The organism is Bacteroides sp. AM16-24 (assembly GCF_003471885.1).
Taxonomy (GTDB): Bacteria; Bacteroidota; Bacteroidia; order Bacteroidales; family Bacteroidaceae; genus Bacteroides.
Genome location: NZ_QRKI01000003.1, coordinates 51,489 through 77,080, shown reverse-complemented (window position 1 = coordinate 77,080; position 25,592 = coordinate 51,489). Strand labels below are relative to the sequence as shown.

The following is a 25,592-nucleotide window of genomic DNA, read 5'->3' as shown; positions in this document are numbered from 1 at the left end:
CTAAAATTACAATTTAACCGATTTCTTCTTCCCACCATATGAAACCGATTTCGTGAATTTCGTCGACTGAACACTCCCTGTCCCATTTTCCTTATCCACTACAACTATATTGAACTTACGAGATTTCAACATACCGGGGAAAGTTCCTTCCCGATCTGCGATATTCAACGTCCGGTTTGCATCATCCCAAGTAAACTTAATGGTTGAATAGACACCTTTCTCATAGTTATAATTATCGTTTTCATCTTCATACAACACAAATTCTCCATCAGCTCCGGGATAAATGCGTATCTCCAGATTATTCCATTTCTTTTCTGTAGAATACTGTACTTTCGGTCCAAAAGGAACAATGGAACCCGCACGTACATACAATGGAATAATATCGATAGGAACCTCTTTGGTAACCATCTGTCCGCCATTCAATACTTCTCCCGTCCAAAAGTCAAACCATTTGGTTCCCTTAGGAAGATAAACATCCTGTGTTCCTGTCTTACTAAAATCTTCATACGGATCTTTCCACTGTTCCTTATCAGAGAATACATACATATTCCTGGTTACAGGAGTCACAAGAAATGCCTTTCCAAACATATACTGATTACTGATAGTGTGTACCTTCTTATCTTCGTTGAAGTCCATGAACAAGGCACGGAGGAAAGAACCTGCATTATCAGTCACCTGCCATCCTGTTGAATACAGATACGGCAGCAGTGCATAGCGCAGGTTTATGTATTTCTCTTCCGAATCATACACCCAGTCACCCTTTTTACCCAGATTGTAGATTTCCTTTTTCACGCCACTTCCATGCGAACGCTGCATGGGCAGGAATGTACCATATTGAAACCAGCGGGTATACAGTTCATGATAAGCTTTATTTTCAGCCCCACCATGATAAGGCCAGTTAAAGAATCCACCTATATCCGTATTCCAGTAAGGTATTCCCGATAGAGAAAAGTTCAAACCTGTGGGAATCTGCTTACGGAATGTTTCCCAATTACACATAACATCTCCCGACCAAGTATTCGCCGCATAACGCTGTTGTCCGGCAAATGCACAACGAGTCAGCAGATACACGCGTTTATCAGAGGTTACAGCACGCTGATGCTCATAAACTCCCTTGTTGCTCATCAACGGGAAAGCATTTACTACACTACGATAAGTTCCCATTGCCGTCGGAATATCAAAGTCTCTTTCCTGAACATCCAGATGATCAGGTTCCGTTGAATCTGTCCACCAGGCATCAATTCCTTTACTAAACAGGCCTTTATTCAAATGTTTCCAATAAATATCACGTGCTTTTTCATTATAAGCATCATAAACTTTCACTCCCCCGTCTGCAGGCCATGTCTTGAAGTTGAACAGGGCATTGATTTTCTCCAAGTCCTTGTACGGATTCGTATCCGGCCCGAATGAAGCCCATATAGAGATCATAATCTTCGCATTTTTCTTCTTCACATGATCGATCATCTTCTGAGGATCAGGGAACTCCGGATTATCAAAATTCATAGAGTTCCAGTTAGAGTTCGGCCCCCAATATTGCCAGTCCTGAATAATTCCATCCAAAGGAATCCCTAACTCACGATACTTATCCACGACTTCCATCGTTTCCTGTTGTGATTTGTAACGCTCACGCGATTGCCAGAAACCGAATGTCCACAACGGATACATAGGTGCCTGTCCCGTTAAGTCGCGTATCTGCGCTATCACGCCATCTGCATTGCCGCCATACATAAAGTAATAATCCATACACTCTCCCACTTCCGAATCAAAGGACATCTCCTGCGGATTATCTGTATAAGTGGTTGGGGAATAATTATCCCAAAACATTCCGTACCCTTTTGTAGACTGAATAATTGGAACACTGGCATACAATGCACGCTGACGCATGAAATGTTTATGATTGCGCTGATTCAGATCATCAACCTGCTGCTGTCCCAGACCATAGATAGCCTCATCCTTATCCAACAAAAAAGCTTGACGCACACTAAAAGTCTGATTCCCCGCATCATTGAACGGAGTAAACTGAGCACCATAATCTTTCTCGGTAAATAATGCCTTTCCTTGCTTGTCAAAGAAAGAAATCCGTCCAGTCTCCACATTGAAATCAACGCGTACAGCATTGCTTTTCAGGGAAACGGTTTCCCCTTTCTTCTCGGTCGTTACAGACATGCTTTCAGGGCTTTTAACCACAGAAAGGCTTTTCTTTGTAAAGCTACGTCCTTCGGGCGCCTTCACCACACGTACAATTTCAGGGCTGACGAATTGGATTTCAATGTCCATTCCCTGCGTAGTACCCGTTATTCCCTGCTTAGTTTGCCGGAAAGTCTGAGCCTCGACAGGCAAGGTCGATAAGAAAGCTGCAGCCACCAGTATACTACTGATTTTTAAATAAAACTTCATGTTCATGGTTTCTTTTTTACTTGTTTATGGATTCATAATTCTATTATTTATGATGCAAAATTACTGGAAAAGAAGTTTTGATAAGGGGCAGTTCGTTGTTTTTTAGGGTACATTTCGTTGTTTTCAAAGATTTAGTGATAGTCGGATGGCGCACAGCTGCAGGAAGAAAAGATAAAAGCGATCAGACAGTTTAACTCTTGTATCTCCGCTCCTTCAGCAATACATCTCTCGGATATGCTTTGTGCATTTCTGTAGCGGTAATGAAGCAAATGATAACTTATCAAGCTGAAAACTTAAACTTGAAAGACATGAAGAGGAATTTCCGTTCCCATGAGGAGAAACAGTCGTTCCCATTAAGGGAAACGATTGTTCCCATGAAAGGAAACTGACGTACCACCATAGGGAAAGTCTTATCACTTTGATCGTTGACAATTTCATTGTTATGTTTTCCATATTAGATTATCAGTGATGCAAAGATATAGAAAAAATATATCTGATAAAGATTCCCATAAAAAGAAAACCGTCCCCTCCCCTCACGGGGGTGGAACGGCACAGTCAATAATACATGAAAAAACGCTATTTAGAGAGAGTCTCTACAAATTTATAAACTTCCGGTACTTTTCATTTTACGTCAGTTTATATTTTGATGCAAATGTAAGGGGTAAAAAGAAGAGCAGAAAATAAAATCTACGAAAGGGGAGGTTTTGTCGACGGAATAGCCAAATGGGAAAACAATTATGCTGAGCCATTAATCCGACAACATAATAAATCCTCCCCCCACTGTCCGCAAAAATTTCATATCCCTCAAGAATTTCCTGCAATCCGCCTTGCACAATATAAAACAAAGCAGGGGCGTTTGCATCTTCACAGTAAGCGCTACCAGGTATTGACCTAGGCTAATAAGCCTGTCAACCTAGGTTAACCGGCCTGTTAACTAGGTTTGATAGGCCAGTTAACCTAGGTCAACACCCAACTATCCCTAAGAGGAAAGAGATATACCACTGGCTCTCAACAGAATAACACCTGATATAAAGTAAATAGATGCATCGTCCTGATATAGGTTGACTGTGCTAGTGAGAGTAACCCTTTTACTCTCACTCTTAAAAGTTACTCTCACTAACACTTAAAATTCTTATTATTACTGCTTTATATACAAAGTGAGAGTAGTGAGAGTAACTTGATCCAACTTTTTATTGAGCTCCCTTAAGCCTTAGCCAATTATCTCTTCAGCAGCCTGCGCGTCAGATAGTGTACCGGATACCATACTGAAAGGAAGCCAACGGTAATCACGGTAACAAATACCAATATAACGTCCGTTACATGAACACTGACTGGATAAGCATCCACAATAAAGCCACCGCTACCACCGCCCAAAGAAATAATGCCGAAACGCTGCTGAATATAACAAAACAGCAAACCAAGGATAATGCCGGAAAGTGCACCGAACAAAGATATAAGCCGGCCTTCAAACAAGAAGATGCGAGCGATTAACCGATCATCCGCTCCAAGATTACGTAAGGTTTCCACGTCCTCCCGCTTATCAAGAATAAGCATAGAAAGAGAACCAATCACATTGAAACAGGCTATAGCAAGGATAAACGTAAGGAACAGGTAAGATATAAACTTCTCTATCTCCATGATACGGAATACATCAGCCTGCTGCTCATAACGGTTCAAGACCACAAAATCATCACCTAAGATGCGGGAAATCTTTTTCTGTACGGCAGAGACATCTGTATCCGATTTCAACTTCAGTTCAACAGCAGATACCTCCGTATCATAATTAAAAAGATTACGTGCAAAATCAAGAGAAGTGAGAATATAACGAGCATCATATTTTTGCTGGTTCACCACAAACACAACTCCGGGAGAAAAGAGGTAATCGCGATTAAAAGAAGCAGAAGGATTAGCCATATTCACACGTACATTCCGCTTAGGAGCATATACCTGAAGCGGATCGACGAACTGAAGACCAGTCCCCAGTTCAGATATCAGTTCCACACCCAAAACCCCGTAATCCACTATGGAATCGTGCAAGATAAAATCCCCTGCACCGTATAGCAAACTGTCGATAGACGTCAGTTGTTCAAAATTATCTTCCACCCCTTTTATGACTGCCATAGCCTGACGGTCTTTATACTGCACCATGGCGTTATCTTCCAGTGTCTCTGTCCAGACATCAATTTCCGGCAAAGAACGCACCTCTTGAAAAGCAACTCCATTCGGTTCAAAGACTTTTCCCTCACGAACCATAATCTTCAGTTCCGGATCGAAAGCCGTAAAAAGACCTGCCACCATATCCTGAAAACCATTGAACACGGAGAGTGTACAGACCAACGCCAACGTAGCCAATGCCACTCCACACACCGAAATGCCGGAAATGATATTGATAGCGTTGTGTTTCTTCTTAGAGAAGAGATAGCGCCGGGCTATGTAGAAGGGAAGGTTCACTTCAACAATTCATCTATTTTCTCAAGATAATCCAGTGAGTCATCCACAAAGAACTTCAGTTCGGGGATGATACGAAGCTGATGACGTACACGAGTTCCTAGCTCATAGCGGATAGACTTCATGTTTTCATTGATATTCTTAATCATCTCTTCCGCCTTTTCCGAAGGAAAGATGCTGAGATAAGCACGTGCAACACTCAGGTCAGGGCTGATACGCACGGCGCTAACTGATACCAATACACCCGGCATAGATTTTGTTTGTAACAAGAAAATTTCGCTCAATTCCTTTTGAAGTAAACGACATATTTTGTTCTGTCTGGTAGTTTCCATACTATTTATTCCTTTATTTAGAGACAAAGTTACTGAAATATCTGGGTTAGTTGACAAATTATACTTTTTTTAGCACGATTATCAAGCCAATCAATCTATAATAAAATTATCTTTGCAACAACACTAATCAAAAAAAACATGAAAAGACTCGTCTTCATATTGCTACTCCTGCCTCCCTTGCTTCTTTGCAGTCAAGCTAATCAGGACAATAAACAAGATAGCCTCCGAAAAGTTGCGGATCAGTACATGAAAGAGCAGCAGTATGAAAAAGCCGCCAATTTATATAAAGAATTAGGAGAAAAGATTGATTCTGACTACAAAGAAATCAGTATTCACAAAGTAAAAGATCTACGTAATACATATTCTATTGACGAATTACAACTGGCCAATAACCAGCAACAGAATCATTTGTTATCATTAGCACTTATCGTATTGCCTTGCCTTATCATTATCACTATTTTCGGCTTCCTCTACCTAAAAAGAAAAGCAAAAAAATTAATGCTTTCAAAACGGAAATTACAAAAGGCAGAAAAAGCCGTGGAAAACTCAATACGCAATAAAAGCTTGTTCATATCAAATATGAGCCATGAAATCCGAACGCCTCTAAACGCTTTATCCGGCTTCTCTGATGTGCTTACGACTCCGGGCATTGATGAAGAAACCCGAAAACAATGCAATGACATCATCCAACTAAATTCACGCCTCTTACTGAATCTCGTAAATGATGTCGTAGACATCTCTTGCCTCGATATAACAAACATGAAATTCAATCTCAAACAGTGCGATGCAGTAGACTTATGCGAAGGTATCATACAAACACTGGAAGGTATCAAACAAACACAGGCTGAAATATTCTTCAGGACAGAACTTCCTTCTTTAGAAATCGAAACTGATACGCTGCGGCTACACCAGGTACTAATCAATATATTGGTCAACGCAACTAAGTTTACAAAAGAAGGAAACATCATTCTGCAATTGGAACAGAATAAAGAAGGGATGGCTCAATTCTCTATCACAGATACCGGTTGCGGTATCCCGTTAGAAAAACAAAGCAGCATATTCGAACGTTTCGAAAGAGTAAACGAGAAATCTCAGGGAACAGGTCTCGGATTGGCTATCTGCCAACTCATCATCAGCCGCCTTGGCGGAAGAATATGGATAGACCCGCAGTATACCGATGGCTCACGCTTCGTCTTCACACACCCGTTAAAGCAGGAGGGCAAAGTATGAAAAAAGCAACATTTATCCTTCTGTTTATGATGGGAATACTTTCCCTGATAAATGCAGAATCATCAGCTTTGATGAACAAACAATTCCGTGACAGTATCTTCCAGACTGCCAAGTCCGAGCCCAACGATACTCTCCGTTTACAAATATTGAGAGAAGCCTTTCAGCAATACATCGGGCAAGATGCAGCTTTGGAATTCCTAGATTCGGCCCTTGCACTTTCCAAACAAAAAGAAATGCATGAAGAGGAGTTGGGTGCCCTTTTCGACTATTGCCGCCACTATGAATACCGGGGTGACCTCTCCAACATGGAACAATATTTTCGGATTCTGAAAGAATCGAGTTATCAATATAAGGATTACTCATTTTATTATACCATTTGGTTAGCCATACTTCAAATCAGATGTGCTCAGGGAGATACGGAATATGCCACCATGCAGGCCAAAGAAATGCAGAAGGAAGCCATCCGGATCAAATATAAAAGCGGAACATTCGTCTCACTCATCGCCTTGGCACAAGCACAAGACTTCGCAGAACAATATAACGAAGCGATTGCAAGCTATAAACAAGCTTTAGCCGTAAATCCGGATGCCAACAATTATTCTCTTTTACTGATACACCAGAATTTGGGAGGAATATATTTGGCGCAGGAAAAGTATGCAGAGGCTCTCAGTGAATTGAAGCAGCAACAAGAGGTACTGAATAAAATGCTGGCAGAAGCCCCGCAATCTATGAGTGCATTGAAAAGTATTTTCTTAGAAATAGAGATATCTTTTAGTAGAGTCTATGCAAAAACTGAAGACAAAGACAACCTCAAATTGCACCTGACAAAAGCCGAAAAGTATTATGATAAAGAAAGTTTTTTTAGTTATTACATTGATTATCACGCCCTATGGGGCATGTACTATAAACTCATAAAGGAATGGGACAATTGTTTCCACGAATTCGACCTAGCCTTATCATCCTGCCAAGGAGCAGAACCCTTTCACGAAAATAGCATCCTTAAGATGAAAGCAGAAGCTATGCTGGAAGCCGGTCGATATGAAGAAGCAGCCAATATTTATAAAACAGCAACCCTAAAAGGAGATTCTCTCAACCAGGATATGTTGCAACGCCATGAAGAAGTATATCAAGCTAACTATAAAATCAAAAAAGCGTTATTAGACAAGGAACTGCTGACCAAACAATATCGCTGGATATACGTCGGAGCCTCTGCCATCATACTGATCCTCATGCTCCTTGCCATCATACGTGCCTTTCGCATTCACCGACAATTACGTCGTTCGGAGGAAGAAACCCGACAAGCATTAAAAACGATAGCAGCAGCAGATAAAATGAAAGAGTATTTTCTGCAAAATATCACTTACGAAATCCGCATACCACTGAATACAGTCGTAGGCTTCTCCGAACTGCTGTCTACCGAGAAAAGCCTCCCTGAGGGGGAAATACAAGAGTACTCAGCTGCCATAAAGAATAATACTGAAAAGTTACTGGCTTTGATAAACAACATCCTTGATTTATCACGCCTTGAAGCAGGAATGATGCGGTTTAACGTACATGAATGTGATGCCGTGGAACTCTGTCGGGAAGTAAAAATGATGGTAAATATGCAAACTAAAATGGTGGATGCATACTTCCATACGGATTTGGAGACATTACCCATTCAGGCAGATAGCAGATGGGTCCTCAAAGTACTGTCATCATTATTGTCCGTACCAAGATTGTATACCGGAGATATTTGTCAAGTAGAATATACCCTGACAAAAGAGAGCCAATACCTCAGAATCACTGTCACAGGAAGTCCACTCTACCATATATGGAAAGACGAACAGGAGCAACGCATCCTGCATGACATCAACAAGCTTTGCCTGGAAGCATTTAAAGGAAGTTATCTGGTTTCGAAAGGAGAACAGAAAGTGGTTACAATCACCTATCCGCTGGCTTAAATATCATTTCTTACGTATAATCGTCAGTCCGTCACGCAAAGGAAGGATCACTTTTTCCACTCGCGAATCTTGTGCAATAAGGTCATTGAAAGCCTTGATACCGATGGTTTGCAAGTCTGTGCGATGCGGTTGTTCTTCAAGCACATGCCCATCCCACAAGGTGTTATCAGCAATGATATAGCCACCATCGGACAGACGTGGCAACACCATTTCATAATAGTCTATATACCTGCGCTTATCACCATCAATAAAAGCAAGATCAAAAGTGAGATCAAACTGTGGGACCATTTCCAAGGCATTACCTATATAAAACTTAATTTTATCTGCATAAACAGAATTTTCCAGCCAAGGGCGTGTGAAGTCTTCCTGCTCATCATTAATCTCAAACGTATACAACATTCCGTCGTCCGGCAATCCTTCGGCCATGCAAAGAGCTGAATAACCGCTATATGTACCGATCTCCAATATTTTCCGGGGACGAATCATCCTGACAAACATCTTCAGCATCCGACCCTGCAAGTGTCCCGACGCCATACGCGGATACAGCAATTTAAGGTGCGTATCCCGATAAAGAGCTTTCAGATAATCGCCTTCATCATCGATATGCTGTAAAATATATTCGTCTATGGTCATAACAATCGACAATTAACTATTGACAATTAATAATTGATAATTGACAATTGACAATTAGCTGCGCTGTCACACTGCATAGTAATTGTCAACTGTCAATTATCAATTAATCAAAGGTATCTATTCTTATTGGGCAATACACTTTCTTCTGCATACTTCAGAGCATCTCCCACTACGTTAATTTCAAGGAAAGAAGTATGTGTACCGGCTTTGCCGCTACTTAGATAACCGACCATATCAGTCTCGCACAGACGACCTTCTTTCAGCAGACGGCGCAAAGCTGCAAAGTAATATTCTTGTCCGTTAGCAAGCTCCGGCATATAAATGGCTTCCACGCCATAAGAAAGTGCCAGATGACGCATGGTCTTTTCCTTATAACAAATAGCCAACACCGGATATTTACCACGGAATGCAGCCAGATTACGGGCTGTACGTCCACTGTAACTATCAGTAATGATCGCACGTATCTTCAACTTTGAAGTAGCCTTTACTGCTTGCTTTGCGAGGAAAGCTGTCACATCATTGCTGTTTTCATCCAACGGAATTCGGATATCATTATCAGCCAATTTATCTTTTTCTGCCTGTGCGGCAACCTTTGTCATGGTTTTCACAGCATCCAGCGGATATTTACCATAAGCTGTTTCACCGCTCAGCATCAAAGCATCCGTACGGTAATAGATAGCATTTGCAATGTCCGTTACCTCTGCACGGGTAGGACGCGGATTCGTAATCATCGTATGAAGCATCTGAGTAGCCACAATTACCGGCTTCTTAGCCAGAATACATTTACGGATGAGCACACGCTGGATACCGGGAATACGTTCTTGCGGAACTTCAATGCCCAAGTCACCGCGAGCTACCATCACACCGTCAGCTACTTCCAGAATTTCATCGATGTTATCAACGCCTTCCTGATTTTCTATCTTGGCAACAATCCTGATATCGCTGTTATGGGCATCCAGTATTTCCTTTATATCCAGAACATCCTGTTTATTACGTACAAAAGAATGAGCAATAAAATCGATATCTTTCTCAATGGCATACAGGATATTTGTACGGTCCTTCTCCGTCAGAGAAGGAAGATTGATACGTACACCCGGTACATTTACACTCTTACGACTTCCCAGAGTAGCATCATTTTGTATCTCACACACCAGATAATCATCCGTCTTTTCCACAACGACCATTTCCAGATCGCCATCATCTATAAGAATATGTATGCCGACAGCCACATCGTGCACAAAGTTCGGATAAGAGACAGAAATACATTCGCGCGTAGTGTCCAAATCGGGATTACCTACTACTTTTACCTTATCCCCTACTTTATACGGAATAGGTTCAGCACAGATGGTAGTGCGCACCTCCGGTCCCTTAGTATCCATCAGGATAGCTATGCGATTAGATACCGCACGCACATTATTTATCAACATCTCCGAGCCTTCGCGGCCGAGATGTGCCGTGTTCATACGCACCACATTCATACCGGCTTCAAACAAGCCTTTTATAAAATCAACGTCGCAGCGTTTATCAGAAATGGTTGCAACGATCTTAGTCTGTTTTAATAACATAATCTTATACCTATTTATTTAATCATTTATCACTTATCAACGCTTCCAGCGCCAGGCGGTAGGAGTTCAACCCGAAACCGCAGATAACGCCTTTACAGGCGCAAGCTATCATAGATACATGACGGAAAGCCTCACGAGCATGCACATTAGAAATATGTACCTCGATAACCGGAGAAGTAACCGAACGGATAGCATCCTGCAGGGCGATAGAGGTATGCGTGTAGGCACCCGCATTCAGGATAATCCCATCTACATCAAAACCGGTTTGCTGAATCTTATCTATCAGCTCTCCTTCAATGTTCGACTGAAAGTAGTCTATCTGTATATCAGTATACTTCTGACGAAGTTCGGCAAGATAATCTTCAAAAGTAACACTGCCGTAAATGGAAGGTTCACGTTTGCCCAGCAGATTGATATTCGGGCCATTAATTATTTGTATCCTCATAACACAATTTTTTATACCTTTGTCCCGGAAGTACCTGCTCCGTACCAAGCCCGTACCAAGTCCGTACCAAGTCCAAACATATAGATACGGAGCGAACACGGAGCAGACACGGCCCAGATATGCCCTAAGAAATATTTAAATCGAGCTGCAAAGATAGTGCAGACTGTACGCAGAAGCAAATTTATCAGTATTCTGCTAAAGTGCAGCCTATTTTCGCGGAGCAAAGGTAGAAAAAAGAAATGAAAACAGAAGAAAAATCAACGAATAACGAGAGACAAGCGTTGATAATCAGAAAGTACCAGCAATATTTAAAGTTAGAAAAGGCTCTTTCTGCCAATACGCTCGATGCCTACCTGACCGATCTTAACAAACTGCTGTGTTTTCTGAAAACAGAAAACATCGATATGCTGGCTGTGACTCTGGATGATTTGCAACGCTTTGCTGCCGGATTACACGACATCGGCATTCATCCCCGCTCGCAAGCACGTATCCTGTCGGGAATAAAATCTTTCTTCCACTTTCTGGTCATGGCAGACTATCGAGAAGATGATCCCAGCGAACTACTCGAAGGTCCTAAAATCGGATTCAAACTACCCGAAGTGCTTACCGTCGAAGAAATAGATACTATTATCTCCACTGTAGACATGAGCAAGAAGGAAGGACAACGCAACCGGGCCATCCTGGAAACCCTATACAGCTGCGGATTGCGTGTCTCGGAACTTTGTAACCTGAAGTTATCCGAGCTCTACTTTGACGAGGGTTTTATCAAGGTAGAAGGAAAAGGCAGCAAACAGCGTTTAGTCCCTATTTCTCCCCGTGCCATCAAAGAAATAAAATACTGGCTGCTCGACCGCAATCTTGGTAAAATAAAGAAAGGATTTGAAGATTACGTTTTTCTTGCCCGATGGGGAAATAGCATTTCCCGCATCATGGTTTTTCACCTGATTAAAGAGCTGGCAGAGAAAGCCGGCATCACCAAAAATATCAGTCCGCACACCTTCCGCCATTCCTTCGCCACTCACTTGTTGGAAGGAGGTGCCAACCTCCGCGCCATCCAATGTATGCTGGGACACGAGTCTATTGCGACCACTGAAATCTACACCCATATCGACCGGAATATGTTGCGAAGTGAGATCATTGAGCACCATCCACGGAACATTAAGTACAGAAAAGATACAGGATTTCATTAAATTATAATAAAATTGGCTATTCGTGTTAGATTGTGCCGATAGATTTAATATCTTTGCGAGGCTATTATTATGTGGTAATAGGCACTAAGAAAAACGAGTAGACTAATTTCAATTACAAACAATTAATTTATACCTAAGATGACTAAGAAATTGTATCTGCCTTTGTTAATGGCACTGGTTGTTGCTCTTTCATCATGTAGCAGCAAAATGGGTGAATTATCCTCTGATTACTTCACCGTGACTCCTCAGGTTCTTGAAGCCATAGGCGGCAAAGTACCGGCCACGATTAATGGAAAATTCCCTGAAAAGTATTTTAACAAGAAAGCCGTAGTGGAAGTAACCCCGGTTTTGAAATGGAATGGTGGCGAAGCTAAAGGCCAACCTGCTGTATTCCAAGGAGAAAAAGTAGAAGGTAACGACCAGACTATCTCTTACAAGATGGGTGGTAATTACACAATGAAAACTTCTTTCGACTATGTTCCGGAAATGGCTAAGTCTGAATTGTATTTGGAGTTCAAAGCTACAATCGGCAAGAAAACAGTAACTATCCCTGCTGTAAAAGTAGCCGATGGTGTGATTTCTACTTCTGAAATGATTGGACAGACATTGGGCAGTGCTAATCCTGCTAATGGTGACGACGCTTTCCAACGCATCATCAAGGAAAAACACGATGCTAACATCATGTTCCTTATCCAGCAAGCTAACGTTCGCGCCAGCGAATTGAAGACCGCTAAGGAATTCAACGAAGAGGTGAAGAATGTAGACGGTGCTGTAAACAAGAAGATCAGCAATATCGAAATTTCTGCTTATGCATCTCCCGATGGTGGTGTAAGCCTGAACACTAAGTTGGCTGAAAACCGTCAGGATAACACTGCAAAAGTTATCAACCAGAACTTAAAGAAATCTAAAGTTGACGCAGCTATCGATACTAAATACACTGCTCAGGACTGGCAAGGTTTCCAGGAATTGGTATCTAAATCCAATATCCAGGATAAAGAACTGATCCTTCGTGTTCTGTCTATGTATTCTGATCCTGAACAAAGAGAACAGGAAATCAAGAACATCTCTTCTGTTTACAAGAACTTAGCTGACGACATTTTGCCGCAGTTGCGTCGTTCACGTCTGACTTTGAACTATGAAATCATCGGTAAGTCTGACGAAGAAATTGCAAGTCTGGCTGCATCTGATCCTAAGCAGTTGAATATAGAAGAATTGCTGTATGCAACTACACTGACTAACGATCCGGCTAAGCAAGAAGTTATCTTCACTAAAGCTACTCAAATCTATCCGAACGATTTCCGTGCTTACAATAACTTAGGTAAGTTGGCTTATCAGGCAGGTAACCTTGACAAAGCTGAAAGCTACTTCAAGAAAGCTGCTTCTATCAAAGATGCTCCTGAAGTTAACATGAACCTCGGTTTGATCGCTCTGACTAAGGGTGACAAAGCTGCTGCAGAAAGCTATCTGAGCAAAGCTTCAGGTGCTAAAGAACTGAACGAAGCACTGGGTAACCTGTATATTGCTCAAGGTCAATATGACAGAGCTGTAAGCGCATTCGGTGACACTAAGACTAACAGCGCTGCTTTGGCACAGATCTTGGCTAAGGACTACAACAAGGCTAAAAACACTTTGGCTAGTGTAGCAAAACCTGACGCTTATACTGACTACCTGATGGCTGTATTAGGTGCAAGAACCAACAATGCTTCTATGGTAACCAGCAGTTTGAAGAACGCTGTTGCTAAAGAACCGTCATTGGCTAAGAAAGCTGCTTCTGACTTGGAATTTGCTAAGTATTTCACGAATGCAGAATTTATGAGCATCGCTCAGTAAGGAGCTCTTAACTCATATTAATTAGTTCCTATTAAAAAAACTATAGGGTGCCCGACATTGAGAAATGTTGGGCATTTCTTTTTTATTATCTGCAAAAGCCGTACTTTCGCGGAAAAGTATTTCAAAATGAAGAAAGTCTGTCTATTATATTTTCTATTAATCGCCCTTTTTGCCTGTAGTGAAAAGAAAACCGACAGCATCAGTCTCAACGGAGAAATCAAGGGATTGGGCAATGATACCATCTATTTATATGGTTCGGATAGAATGTATGACCGTATGGATACACTGATTGTCGAAAACGATAAATTCTCTACAACGCTTTCCGTTGATACATTAGTGAGTACAATCTTATTATTCAGTGATGGAACGGAATACCCGCTCTTCCTGGATAAAGGAAATAAAATACAAATAAAAGGATCCGCAGCTGAGCTGTCTTCATTGCAAATCAGCGGTAATGCTCCTAACAAAGATCTAACAGACTTCAATCAAGAGCTGAAAGGTCTGGGTACACCTTCCGAGAAAGCTTTGGAAGAGAAAGTAGAGAATTTTATAACCAAACATCCCTCTTCATTAGCCAACATTTATCTGTTGGATAAATACTTTGTACAGAAGCCCCAGCCTAATTTGGAACAAATAAAACAATTGACCGACCGTATGACCGGTGATCTGAAAGACCGCCCTTACATGGAAACATTGCTAAAGCGTATTGAGGAAGAAGAAAAAGTAGATATAGGAAAAACAGCTCCTTATTTCCGTATACGCAATACAGAAGGCAAAGATATCAATCGTTCCGATTTCAAAGATAAATATCTACTGATACAGTTCTGGGCTTCATGGGATACCATCAGCCGGGAAAAGAATGCAATGTTCCGCCGTATTTATAAGAAGGAACAAAAGAACAAAAACTTCGCATTAATGGGCATTTCCCTTGACTTGGACAGGGAGAAATGGTTGGAAGCAGTTAAGCAAGATACTCTGAAATGGGAACAGACCTGCGAATATTCCGGATGGGATGGAGAGGTCGCCAAACTATTCTGCATACATACCCTCCCAGCTAACATCCTAATCAGTCCCAGAGGTAAAATAGAAGGGAAAAACCTGGATGAAAAGGCTATTGAAGATAAGCTGAAAGAAATAGCCCGGAAAGAAAAAGAAAAGTAACCATTAATCATTAACCACTAATCACAAATAAGCACGTGTTAATCAAAGTCTTCGGAGCGGCTGTACAAGGCATTGACGCAACCCTCATCACCATTGAAGTAAACAGTTCACGAGGTTGCATGTTTTATCTTGTCGGGCTACCGGACTCTGCTGTAAAAGAAAGCCACCAACGCATTATATCTGCACTACAGGTAAACGGATACCGGATACCTACCAGTAACATTGTGATTAATATGGCTCCTGCAGACATCCGTAAGGAGGGATCTGCATACGACCTTCCACTTGCCATAGGCATGCTTGCCGCCGGAGAAGTAATTCAGTCCGATAAATTAAACCGTTATCTGATGATGGGTGAACTGAGCCTGGACGGTAGTTTGCAACCTATTAAAGGCGCTCTGCCTATTGCCATCAAAGCACGGGAATTAGGATTCGAAGGCATCATCGTCCCTCGGCAGAATGCTCGCGAAGCGGCAGTAGTCAATCAAATTCAGGTATATGGAGTGGAGAACATCAGAGAAGTCATAGAGTTCTTCAATGGCAAGCAGGAACTACCCCCCACTATTGTCAATACCCGTGAGGAATTCTATGCGCAACAAAGTGACTTCGATCTCGACTTCTCGGATGTAAAAGGGCAGGAAAATGTAAAACGTGCATTGGAAGTAGCCGCAGCTGGTGGACACAATATTATTCTTATCGGTGCGCCAGGCAGCGGAAAATCCATGCTTGCCAAACGCCTGCCTTCGATTTTGCCTCCTCTCTCACTGGGAGAAAGCCTTGAAACAACCAAAATACACTCAGTGGCAGGGAGATTGCAGGCAAATGCAGGGCTTATCTCCAAACGCCCGTTTCGTGATCCTCACCATACTATTTCTACAGTAGCGATGACAGGAGGCGGCAGTTATCCACAACCCGGTGAAATAAGTCTGGCACATAATGGCATTTTATTTCTGGATGAACTTCCGGAATTCAATCGCAGTGTGCTGGAAGTTCTCCGCCAACCACTGGAGGATCGTAAAATTACTATCTCCCGTGTAAAAAGCAATGTGGAATATCCTGCCAGCTTTATGCTGGTTGCCTCCATGAATCCATGTCCTTGCGGCTACTACAACCATCCCACCAAAGCTTGTGTATGTAGTCCGGGACAAGTACAAAAATACCTGAACCGCATTTCCGGTCCTTTACTCGACCGTATAGACTTGCAAATCGAAGTTGTCCCCGTACCTTTTGAAAAAATGTCCGATGCACGGCCAGGAGAGGCAAGTAGCATCATACGGGAGCGCGTAATACATGCCCGTCAAATTCAGGAAAACAGATATGCCGAGGTTACCGGTATCTACTGCAATGCACAAATGAACAGCAAACTGCTTTCCCTATATGCTCGTCCGGACGACAAAGGACTCATGTTATTAAAAAATGCCATGAACCGCCTAAATCTTTCCGCCCGCGCTTACGACCGCATATTAAAAGTAGCACGTACCATCGCCGATCTTGAGAATAGTGACCTGATACAACCTTCACATTTAGCAGAAGCCATCGGCTACAGAAACCTAGATAGAGAAGATTGGGCGGGATAAATACACAAAAAGAGCATACTTCACTATTTTCCCCCTATTTTGCATCATTTTCCCCACGATTCTAATTGCATTGGCTTAGATTTGCAGTAACAAAAATCTAAGATACTATGGAGACAAAGACATTTTTCCGTTTTTTCTCGAAACTGCCACTTTACATTGAGGGCAGCGTGGAAGTTCCGCACTCATTCTTTACATTACATCTATTTAAAGATAGTAATATAAAGCAAATACCCTTTTGTCATATTATGCACCAACTATTTATTTATCAATATATTAATCATTAAATGTAACATTAGTGAAATATATTCGTAATAGATATAGTCTACTTTTGCATCCCAAATAATATTTATAGGTATACAAAATAAAAGAACAGAATTTCTAACTAAAAACTTTATTTTATGCTGAATGTACAATTAAAAAGAAAAAGGACATTTGCACAAAGCATGCTCTTTGTAGTGTTCTTGCTAAGCAGTACCTTAGCATTCGCCCAAAACAAGGTGACCGGTACTGTAACAGACAAAACCGGTGAGCCGTTAATCGGTGTCAATGTGTTAGAGGCCGGCACCACCAACGGATGTATTACCGATGTCGATGGCAAATACTCCCTGAATGTAGAAAAAGGGAAAACACTTGTCTTCTCTTTTATAGGTTATAGTAGACAAGAAGTAAAGGTGACTCAAAACATCATCAATGTAACGATGAGTGAAGATTCCGAATTACTGGATGAGGTAGTAGTTGTAGGTTATGGCAGCATGACACGCAAAGACGTGACTAGCTCCATCACGACAGTGAAGGCTGACAAATTAAATGTGGGAACTTATACTGATCCGGCTCAATTACTTCAAGGCAAGGTTCCCGGATTAACGATTGTACAAAGCAGCGACCCCAACGGTGGAACTGCCTCTATCACCCTGCGTGGTGCTTCTTCGCTGCGTAGTGGTGCAGCTATGGAACCTTATTATGTAGTAGACGGAGTACCCGGAATATCATTAGCTATGATTGCTCCCGAGGATATCGAAAGCATTGATGTGCTTCGCGATGCGACAGCAACAGCTATATATGGTTCAAAAGCGGCTAATGGTGTAATCATCGTTACTACCAAAAAAGGGAAGAGTGGCAAAGCTACGGTAAACTACAGTGGTTATGTGGCATTTGATAATGTTCTAAAGAACCTCGATATGATGTCAGCTTCCGAACTGCGCGCCTATGCCAAGGCCAATAATTTCACCATTGATAACGACTTCGGGGGTGACGTAAACTGGCAAGATGAGGTTCAACGCACTGCCGTCAGCCATAATCACAACGTATCTATCTCCGGTGGAAATGAACACACGACCTATAATGCTAGTGTCAACTATATGGAAAAGCAAGGCATTATTCGCGGTACAGAAATGGATCGACTCATTGGCCGTGCATTTGTAGAAAGTAAAGCTTTAAACGACCGTCTGACACTTTCACTCAACATTAACGCAAGTGTTACCAATAACCACTCCGTAGAGACCGCAACAGATGGCGCAAGTGTATACGATGCCATGAACTACTACTCTCCGCTGGTTCCTGTCCGTGATGAAAACGGCAATTGGTCTGAATACCAAGGAGTCTCACAGAACTACAACCCGATGTCAATGATTAATGAAGACCGCCATGACCATGAAGTAAAACGCCTGCAAGGTACAGGTAAAGTAGCATTGGCGCTATATGACGGTTTAGTATGGAACGCCACGGTATCATACCAAAACGAGCAGTTCCTTTGGAGTGACTATAACTCAAGCAAATCGCAAATTATAAAGAAGAACGGTAAAGCACACCGTCATACTACAGCCGACCACAAAAAAGTATTTGAAACTTACCTCAATTACGACAAGACTTTCAATCAAATACACAAATTAGGTTTAATGGTCGGTTATTCTTGGGAAGAAGGCACCACAGCCGATGGCTACGGTTTGAGTGTGTATGACTTTTACAACGACTTACTCGGTTACAAAAACATGGGTATTGGAAATAAAATGGATATGACAGATATCTGGTCATCAGCTGAATCTACCTTACGAATGATTTCGCTTTATGCCCGCGCCAATTACTCTTTCAACAGCAAATACCTTGTGCAAGCCACTGTCCGCCGCGACGGTTCCTCTGCCTTCGGTAAAAACAACCGTTGGGCAACTTTCCCATCGGCATCCATAGCATGGCGCGCTTCAGAAGAAGACTTCATGAAAAACATGAATATCTTCGACGATTTGAAGTTCCGCGTAGGATATGGTGTCAGCGGTAATTCTCTGGGATTTGATGCTTATACCGCACAACCTATTTATGGAGCCACAGGATGGTTCTCTTACACAGATGCCAGTGGAAAAACATCCGACTACCGCACACTGGCCGCTGTACGCAATGCCAATCCTGACTTAAAGTGGGAACAAACTAGCATGTTCAACGTCGGCATTGATTTCTCTGTGTTAAGTGGACGTTTAAGCGGTACTATTGAGTACTACGACAAACGTACCAAAGACCTGATATTCGACTATCCGGTTTCTACCAACCGTTATCCTTACGGGAGCATGACCGCTAATGTAGGCGAAATCAGCAATAAAGGTATCGAGCTGACCCTTAACGCTATCCCTGTACAAACGAAAGACTTCCAATGGTCAACTACGCTGAATCTCTCACACAATAAGAATGTGGTTGAAAAGCTCTCAAATGCTACTTATTCTGTATCCTACATTGATCAAGGTAACCCTAATGTCGGTGGTTTTGTAGGAATAAACACCCAACGCATTATGGAAGGAGAGCCCATCGGCACGTTCTATATGTGGGAATGGGCAGGTTATGACGAAAGCGGAGTATCAGTATTCAACTCTTATGATGAAAATAGCGGTGAACTGATAGGTACCACTAATGATCCGCAAAATAAAGACCGTCGCAAAGTGGGATGCGCACAACCCAAACTTAATTTGGGATGGAACAACACGCTGTCCTACAAAAAATGGACGTTGACAGCATTTTTCCAAGGAGTGTTTGGCAACAAAATCCTCAACTCCACCCGTGCACAATACAATAATGTCAGCAACCTCAAAGTGGGCAAGAACGGATTGCGCGAAATTATCACCGGACAGAAAGCCAACGACGCCAATGCCAATGCCCCGTCCGACCGTTATTTAGAGAACGGAAGTTATTTGCGGCTTTCTTCATTGAACCTCTCTTATGACTTCGGTAAGTTAGGTAATTGGATCAACAGCCTGAAACTGACAGCCACCTGCAACAATGTATTCACCATCACCGGCTATGAAGGCCGTGACCCTGAAATCAATTTGGGCGGTTTAGCTCCCGGCATTGACAGCCGCGAGACCTATTATCCTCGCACACGTACATTTATGTTAGGACTTAATGTTAATTTCTAATAGAAAACAGAATATGAAAAATAGAATCAAACTATACTTAGCAGCCGGATTACTGATCGGCATTACCGGTTGTACAGACTTGGATGTAGATATCAAGTCACAATATACAGAGTTTCCCAATTCGGAAATTGCGGTAGAAGCCAAGTTGGCGGACACTTATTATGCCTTTAGAAATGCTTTAGGACGTCGCTTCAATGACCTTCAGTCATTCTCTTCCGATGAATTCACGGGTATTAGTTTTGAACTGGATTATTGGAATAATGGAGAAAATGCCTATCCTACACTCCATAGTATTACTCCGGATGATGTCAGCATCGGTTATTGGCCTGAAGATTTGACCGGCGGCATCACAAAATGCAACTCGGTCATCGTCGAGTTGGGTGGAGAAGACAGTGGGGCTGCCGCACCGGCTTTGGCTATGCGCGCTTTCTATCATTTTGTATTGATGGACCAGTTTGGCGACATGCCCATCCTTGACCATAAAATCGGAGAAGACGAAGCAATAGACCGTTCGCCACGCGCCCAAGTAACAGAATTTATTGAAAAAGATCTGTTGAAAGCCCTTCCCAATCTATCCTCCAAATCAGACCAATCCACTTATGGGAAACCAAACTACTGGATGGCGAAAGCACTACTTGCCAAATTATACATCAATTGGAATGTGTATACTTGCAGTGATGTAGCCACCTACACTCCCGATACTCCCAATCCTAAGCTAAACGACTGTATTGCTATATGCGATGAGATTATTGAATCCGGTCTTTTTGATTTAGGCGACAGTTACCGTAAAAAGTTCTGGCCGGAAAACGGATCACACATCAAGGATTTCATCTATGCCATGCCTTATGACCGCATCACTCAACAGGGTATGACTTATGCCCGTTTCCGTACATGGCGTCAGGCCAACAAGATGGAACCCTGTTACTATGGCTTTAAATTGGAAGCATCCGTAGGTGGAAATATGGCTATCAATCCGCACTTTGTAGATTTGTTCTGTCTGGAAGGTGATGAACGCAACGAAGTGATTATCGGAGGGCCTATCTTCAATTTCGACAATAGCAGGGAGCTCACAAACATCCCTTGCCTGTATGAAGGCAAACAATTGGAATTCACTAAAGAAATCACCATAGATGATGGTCCAAAAGGAGAGTTCAGAGGACAATTGAACACAGGTAAAAACGTAAATGGCTGGTCACAAGGTTACAAATCCGTTAAATGGTTTCCTCACCATGACGACTATCTAAACGGTCGTAATCAAAGCAATGACGTACCCATTTTCCGTTATGCCGACATCCTACTGACCAAGGCAGAAGCTATTCTCCGCGGGGGCACAGCTACCAAGGGGGACACGCCATCATCCCTCATGAATCAGATCCGGACTTATGTCGGAGCGCCAAGTGTACAGGGCAATCCCACCCTCCAGGATTTATTGGACGAACGCGGACGCGAGTTCTTTGACGAAAACTGGCGACGTAATGACTTGATACGCTTTGGTAAGTTCGAAGATGACTGGGGTCTCAAACATGTAGTCAATCCCAAAGCCAAAAATGAAAAGTGGCGTCGTATCTTCCCTATTCATACCGAATGGCTGAACAAAAACACCAACTGGAAACAGAATTTCGGTTATTAAATAAAAATGACGCTACAACAAAGTATTGTTTTCTTTTAGAGTTTCTAAAACTCAAAGCCCCGCATTGCAGCCGATACACCCAAATCAGTCGGTTGCAGTGCCCGGCTTTTCCATTAAAAAGACTTCCGCCAATGAAAAGCAAACTAATCACACTATCTGTCCTACTATTGTTCTCCGCAAATACCTTTGCACAGGACACCAGACTCACAGATTACGTAGACCCACGCATTGGTTCCGAAGGACTGGGACGAGTCTTTATCGGTCCTTCCTGCCCCTACGGAATGGTGAAACCCTCCCCGGACTGTACCCCACGCCCGAACAGCGGCTGGCTACCCATGCCCGAACAGGTAGACGGTTTCTCACAGGTACACGTCAGCGGAACAGGTGGCGGACCTAAATATGGCAATATCCTTGTAATGCCTTTCGGCGACGGAATGGACCGAACAAAGCATATCGATCACCGCAAGTACGAAACTATTAAATTAGGATATTATACCACCCAATTCCAAGCTTCCGGTATACAGACAGAAATAACTACCGCATCTAAAGCCTCATTCTATCGTTTCACCTATCCCAAAGACTCTCTGAAGTCACTGGCCATCGATGCCGGATTCTTCTTAGGTGAAAGTCCCGTACCCGATGCACGCGAGGCACAACAATTTGTAGGCTCCGAAATACAAATCATCTCCGACCGCGAAGTCATCGGCTATACCCGTATCCGTGGCGGATGGAACAATGGTCGTGCCTACACTGTCTACTTTTATGCAGAAACGGATAAACCTTTCGTAAATACAGCTACTTGGAAAGGTGATAAGATAACAAATGAAAAGTTCCAATACGACTCACATCAAAAGACTGGAGCATTACTACGCTTCAATTCATCTGAAGAAGTAGTGCAGTTGAAAGTAGGTATATCCTTCCTCAGCTCACTAAAAGCCCGCCAGAATGCTCATTCCGATATTCCTCATTGGTCATTCGAGACCGCACATCAGCAACTTCTGACCCAATGGGAAGACTTACTCCAAAGAATTGAAATCTCTCCCCGTACCCCCGAAGCACAAAAACGTATGTTCTATACCGGCCTCTATCACACCATGATTATGCCTGTAGACCGTAACGGAGAGAATCCTCTCTGGGCAGATAATGAACCTTATTATGATGACTTCTATGCCATCTGGGACACTTATCGCACTTCTTCACCACTTATTACCTTGATAGATCCGAAACGTGAAACAGACATCGTCCGCTCACTCATCAACATCTACAAACGAGACGGTTACATGCCTGATGCCCGTAGTGGCAACTGCAACGGACGCACACAAGGCGGTTCCAATGCTGAGATCGTAATAGCCGACGCCTTCGTAAAAGGCCTGGAAGGAATAGATTACGAACTCGGCCTGCAAGCCATGCTGAAAGATGCCACTGTAGACCCCGGCGACCGCCATGAGGCGGAAGGACGCGGTGCCCTGACCCATTACCTGCAACTGGGCTACATCCCCTACGGCATTCCTCGTGCCGGAAACCGCACCGTGGAATACTCCTATTGCGATTATGCCATTGCCTTGGTTGCCAAAGGGCTGGGAAAAGAAGATCTTTATCAGCACTATCTGAAGCAATCCGGAAACTGGAAGAACCTCTGGCGTGACGATTATGAACATGCCGGTGCCAAAGGTTTTATCCTGCCCCGCGATGAAAAAGGCAACTGGCTCGATGAAATCACTTTCGGAAAGTCCAATATACAAAAACCGACCTTTACCTATACCCCCGTCACTTTCGAAGGTCCCTGGTACACACCTTGGTGGAACATGTTCTTCTACGAGGCTTCCTCATGGGAATATTCCTTAAGCATTCCGCACGATGTTCCCGGGCTGATAGAGAAATGCGGTGGTGCAGAAAAGTTTGAAGCACGCCTGGACATTTTCTTCGACCGGGGATTCTTCAATGTAAACAATGAACCTTCTTTCCTCTCCCCTTGTCTTTACCATTGGCTGGGAAAGCCCTACCGCAGCAGTGACCGTATCCACGAAATCATTGCCAAGAACTATAATGACGGACCTATAGGACTACCGGGTAACGATGACTCCGGTGCCATGTCCTCATGGCTTGCCTTCCACATGATGGGACTATACCCCAATGCCGGACAGGACTATTACCTGATCAATACTCCTTTGCTGGAAGAAACAATCTTCCGGTTAGATAACGGAAAGACTTTCAAGATTTCCACTCAGGGGCTTTCGGATAAGAACAGATATATACAATCCGTTACATTGAATGGAGAAACTTACCCCTACTCAGCCATACGGCATAAAGACATCATTACAGGTGGTGAACTGATCCTGAAGATGGGAAAGAAACCGAGTGAATGGGGCAAACAATTATTGTTGAACGAAGAGAACGAGAAGTTATGAAGAAATATATGATTCTATCCGTCTTGCTATGTCTGGGCTTCACCGGAAGTCTATTTGCACAGAGCATTCTTCCCGACACATTGCTATTTGTATTCAAATTACACGGGCAGACACGGAAATACGAAATGTCTTTCCAGGAAAAGCAGGATTCCATATACCTGCATTGGGGAATAGAACGCAATTTGAAATGGCAATCGGGAAGCTATGCCATGGGACCCGAATCCGTAGAACAAGCTACACGGCTCAGCTTCCTGCAACCGGAAGCTGGTAAGCATGTACAGCTCTCTCCGGAGGAAACTGTTTATATCCTTTCCCGTTCCGCCTACAAGCAACTAAAGGAGCAGCAAACACTTATCTACAATCAAACGACGTACTCCGTTCTGGACAGTAACGAACGGGCTTTAGGTTATCCGCTTATTCATGTGAAGGATGCCGCGGAAGGATGCGAGATGTGGATACTGGATAATCCTAAGTTAGCGTTAGTATGGAGAACTTGTAATAATCCGTTAGGGGTTAACTGGGAAGTCACTGTTCAACCATCCAACTAAAAGGAAGGGTTCAATATAAAAATTTATGCAAGTCCTGCCACTTTTATTTCCTTTTCCGCCTATTCTTATTATCTTTGTCGCCTAATATAAATTCGTTCCACTATAGTAAAACGAAAGGATCACTATAGTGTACTTTGCGAACCACTATAGTGGAATGAAAGATATACTGTAGTAGAACGAAATAAAAGTAACGAATGAGCCGCATCCCGACAGGCAGCAGGATGAATCGGAATGCCTATATAAAACAATTATAATTATGAGCTTAGAATATGACCTTTACGAAACACCCGACATACAGCAGACCGGCGAGCAACAACCGCTCCATCCCCGCGTAGTTTTCAAAGGAACCATCGGTCGGGAAGAATTTCTGGACCGCGTTCACAAATTCACAGGTTTGAGCCGCAGCCTGCTCGCAGGTGCCATGCAGTCTTTCCAAGATGAATTGAGAGATTTACTTGCCGACGGGTGGATTGTGGAAATGGGAGAGATGGGTTACTTCTCCGTATCCCTGCAGGGACCTCCTGTAATGAATAAAAAGGACGTGCATGCACAGTCCATCAAATTAAAAAACATCAATTACCGCCCGAGTAGCCGGTTCAAGAAAGAAGTGCATTGGAAAATAAAGCCGGAACGCGGTGAATCCTTTACCCGTCCCAACAGGGAAGAACGCGATACAGAGAAATGCCTAAAAATAATCAACAGCCATCTGGCAAAATACCCCTGCCTCACCCGTGCCGACTACTGCCGGCTGACAGGATGCAGTAAGAAACTTGCCCTAAAAGAACTGAATGGCTTTATTGCCGACGGGCTTTTGATACGCTACGGAGCGGGAAAGCAGGTGGTTTACGGAAAGGTACAGTAAT

General features: G+C 42.9%; 17 protein-coding genes. 11 read left to right on the top strand and 6 right to left on the bottom strand.

Annotation, left to right across the window (positions count from 1 at the left end):
* Positions 1-6: 6 nt before the first annotated feature.
* From DW182_RS04845 to rbfA, 3 genes are all read right to left on the bottom strand, one after another.
* Positions 7-2,403, bottom strand: a complete 2,397-nt coding sequence (locus tag DW182_RS04845) for a TIM-barrel domain-containing protein (RefSeq protein ID WP_118294857.1) — start codon at positions 2,401-2,403, stop codon at positions 7-9.
* 1,212 nt (positions 2,404-3,615) lie between these two features.
* Positions 3,616-4,848, bottom strand: a complete 1,233-nt coding sequence (locus DW182_RS04835; RefSeq protein WP_118294855.1) for an FtsX-like permease family protein — start codon at positions 4,846-4,848, stop codon at positions 3,616-3,618.
* On the bottom strand, positions 4,845-5,177 hold the full coding sequence (gene rbfA, locus DW182_RS04830; protein WP_117706041.1) for a 30S ribosome-binding factor RbfA: 333 nt from the start codon (positions 5,175-5,177) through the stop codon (positions 4,845-4,847). The genes DW182_RS04835 and rbfA overlap by 4 nt, the downstream gene beginning before the upstream one ends.
* A 138-nt stretch (positions 5,178-5,315) precedes the next feature.
* Here rbfA and DW182_RS04825 point away from each other — a divergent pair, with 138 nt between their 5' ends.
* Positions 5,316-6,407: a sensor histidine kinase KdpD gene (locus DW182_RS04825; RefSeq protein WP_118216360.1), complete on the top strand. Its 1,092-nt coding sequence runs from the start codon at positions 5,316-5,318 to the stop codon at positions 6,405-6,407.
* Positions 6,404-8,350 (top strand): HAMP domain-containing sensor histidine kinase, encoded by a 1,947-nt coding sequence (locus tag DW182_RS04820; protein WP_118216359.1) that lies wholly within the window; start codon positions 6,404-6,406, stop codon positions 8,348-8,350. The genes DW182_RS04825 and DW182_RS04820 overlap by 4 nt, the downstream gene beginning before the upstream one ends.
* A gap of 3 nt (positions 8,351-8,353) precedes the next feature.
* Here the strand turns inward: DW182_RS04820 and DW182_RS04815 are convergent, their stop codons facing one another.
* The 3 genes from DW182_RS04815 to aroQ all read right to left on the bottom strand — a co-directional run bounded on the left by DW182_RS04815 (position 8,354) and on the right by aroQ (position 10,993).
* The gene (locus DW182_RS04815; protein ID WP_118216358.1) at positions 8,354-8,983 is read right to left on the bottom strand and encodes an O-methyltransferase; all 630 of its coding nucleotides are present in this window, start codon (positions 8,981-8,983) and stop codon (positions 8,354-8,356) included.
* A gap of 107 nt (positions 8,984-9,090) precedes the next feature.
* Entirely contained in the window at positions 9,091-10,548 is a 1,458-nt protein-coding gene (gene pyk, locus DW182_RS04810; protein ID WP_007661761.1) for a pyruvate kinase, read from the bottom strand.
* Between the two features lie 22 nt (positions 10,549-10,570).
* Entirely contained in the window at positions 10,571-10,993 is a 423-nt protein-coding gene (aroQ, locus tag DW182_RS04805; RefSeq protein ID WP_007661760.1) for a type II 3-dehydroquinate dehydratase, read from the bottom strand.
* Positions 10,994-11,232: 239 nt separating this feature from the next.
* On the opposite strand from aroQ, the gene xerD reads away from it, so the two are divergent.
* The 9 genes from xerD to DW182_RS04760 all read left to right on the top strand — a co-directional run bounded on the left by xerD (position 11,233) and on the right by DW182_RS04760 (position 25,591).
* Complete coding sequence (xerD, locus tag DW182_RS04800; RefSeq protein WP_007661759.1) at positions 11,233-12,183, top strand: site-specific tyrosine recombinase XerD; 951 nt, start codon at positions 11,233-11,235, stop codon at positions 12,181-12,183.
* A gap of 138 nt (positions 12,184-12,321) precedes the next feature.
* Positions 12,322-14,013, top strand: a complete 1,692-nt coding sequence (locus tag DW182_RS04795) for a tetratricopeptide repeat protein (protein ID WP_117706045.1) — start codon at positions 12,322-12,324, stop codon at positions 14,011-14,013.
* A gap of 126 nt (positions 14,014-14,139) precedes the next feature.
* Positions 14,140-15,174, top strand: a complete 1,035-nt coding sequence (locus DW182_RS04790) for a TlpA disulfide reductase family protein (RefSeq protein ID WP_118294854.1) — start codon at positions 14,140-14,142, stop codon at positions 15,172-15,174.
* Between the two features lie 35 nt (positions 15,175-15,209).
* Positions 15,210-16,748, top strand: a complete 1,539-nt coding sequence (locus tag DW182_RS04785) for a YifB family Mg chelatase-like AAA ATPase (RefSeq protein ID WP_118294853.1) — start codon at positions 15,210-15,212, stop codon at positions 16,746-16,748.
* A 398-nt stretch (positions 16,749-17,146) separates the two neighbouring features.
* Positions 17,147-20,143 carry a TonB-dependent receptor gene (locus DW182_RS04780; RefSeq protein ID WP_118294852.1) on the top strand — a complete coding sequence of 999 codons (2,997 nt, stop codon included), beginning with the start codon at positions 17,147-17,149 and terminating at the stop codon, positions 20,141-20,143.
* A gap of 13 nt (positions 20,144-20,156) precedes the next feature.
* Entirely contained in the window at positions 20,157-21,773 is a 1,617-nt protein-coding gene (locus DW182_RS04775) for a RagB/SusD family nutrient uptake outer membrane protein (protein ID WP_118294851.1), read from the top strand.
* A 131-nt stretch (positions 21,774-21,904) separates the two neighbouring features.
* A complete protein-coding gene (locus DW182_RS04770; protein WP_118294850.1) occupies positions 21,905-24,181 on the top strand; it encodes a GH92 family glycosyl hydrolase in 2,277 nt (758 codons plus the stop codon).
* Positions 24,178-24,729 carry a hypothetical protein gene (locus DW182_RS04765; RefSeq protein ID WP_118294849.1) on the top strand — a complete coding sequence of 184 codons (552 nt, stop codon included), beginning with the start codon at positions 24,178-24,180 and terminating at the stop codon, positions 24,727-24,729. The genes DW182_RS04770 and DW182_RS04765 overlap by 4 nt, the downstream gene beginning before the upstream one ends.
* 256 nt (positions 24,730-24,985) lie before the next feature.
* Positions 24,986-25,591: a DsbA family protein gene (locus DW182_RS04760; protein ID WP_118294848.1), complete on the top strand. Its 606-nt coding sequence runs from the start codon at positions 24,986-24,988 to the stop codon at positions 25,589-25,591.
* Position 25,592 lies beyond the last annotated feature (1 nt).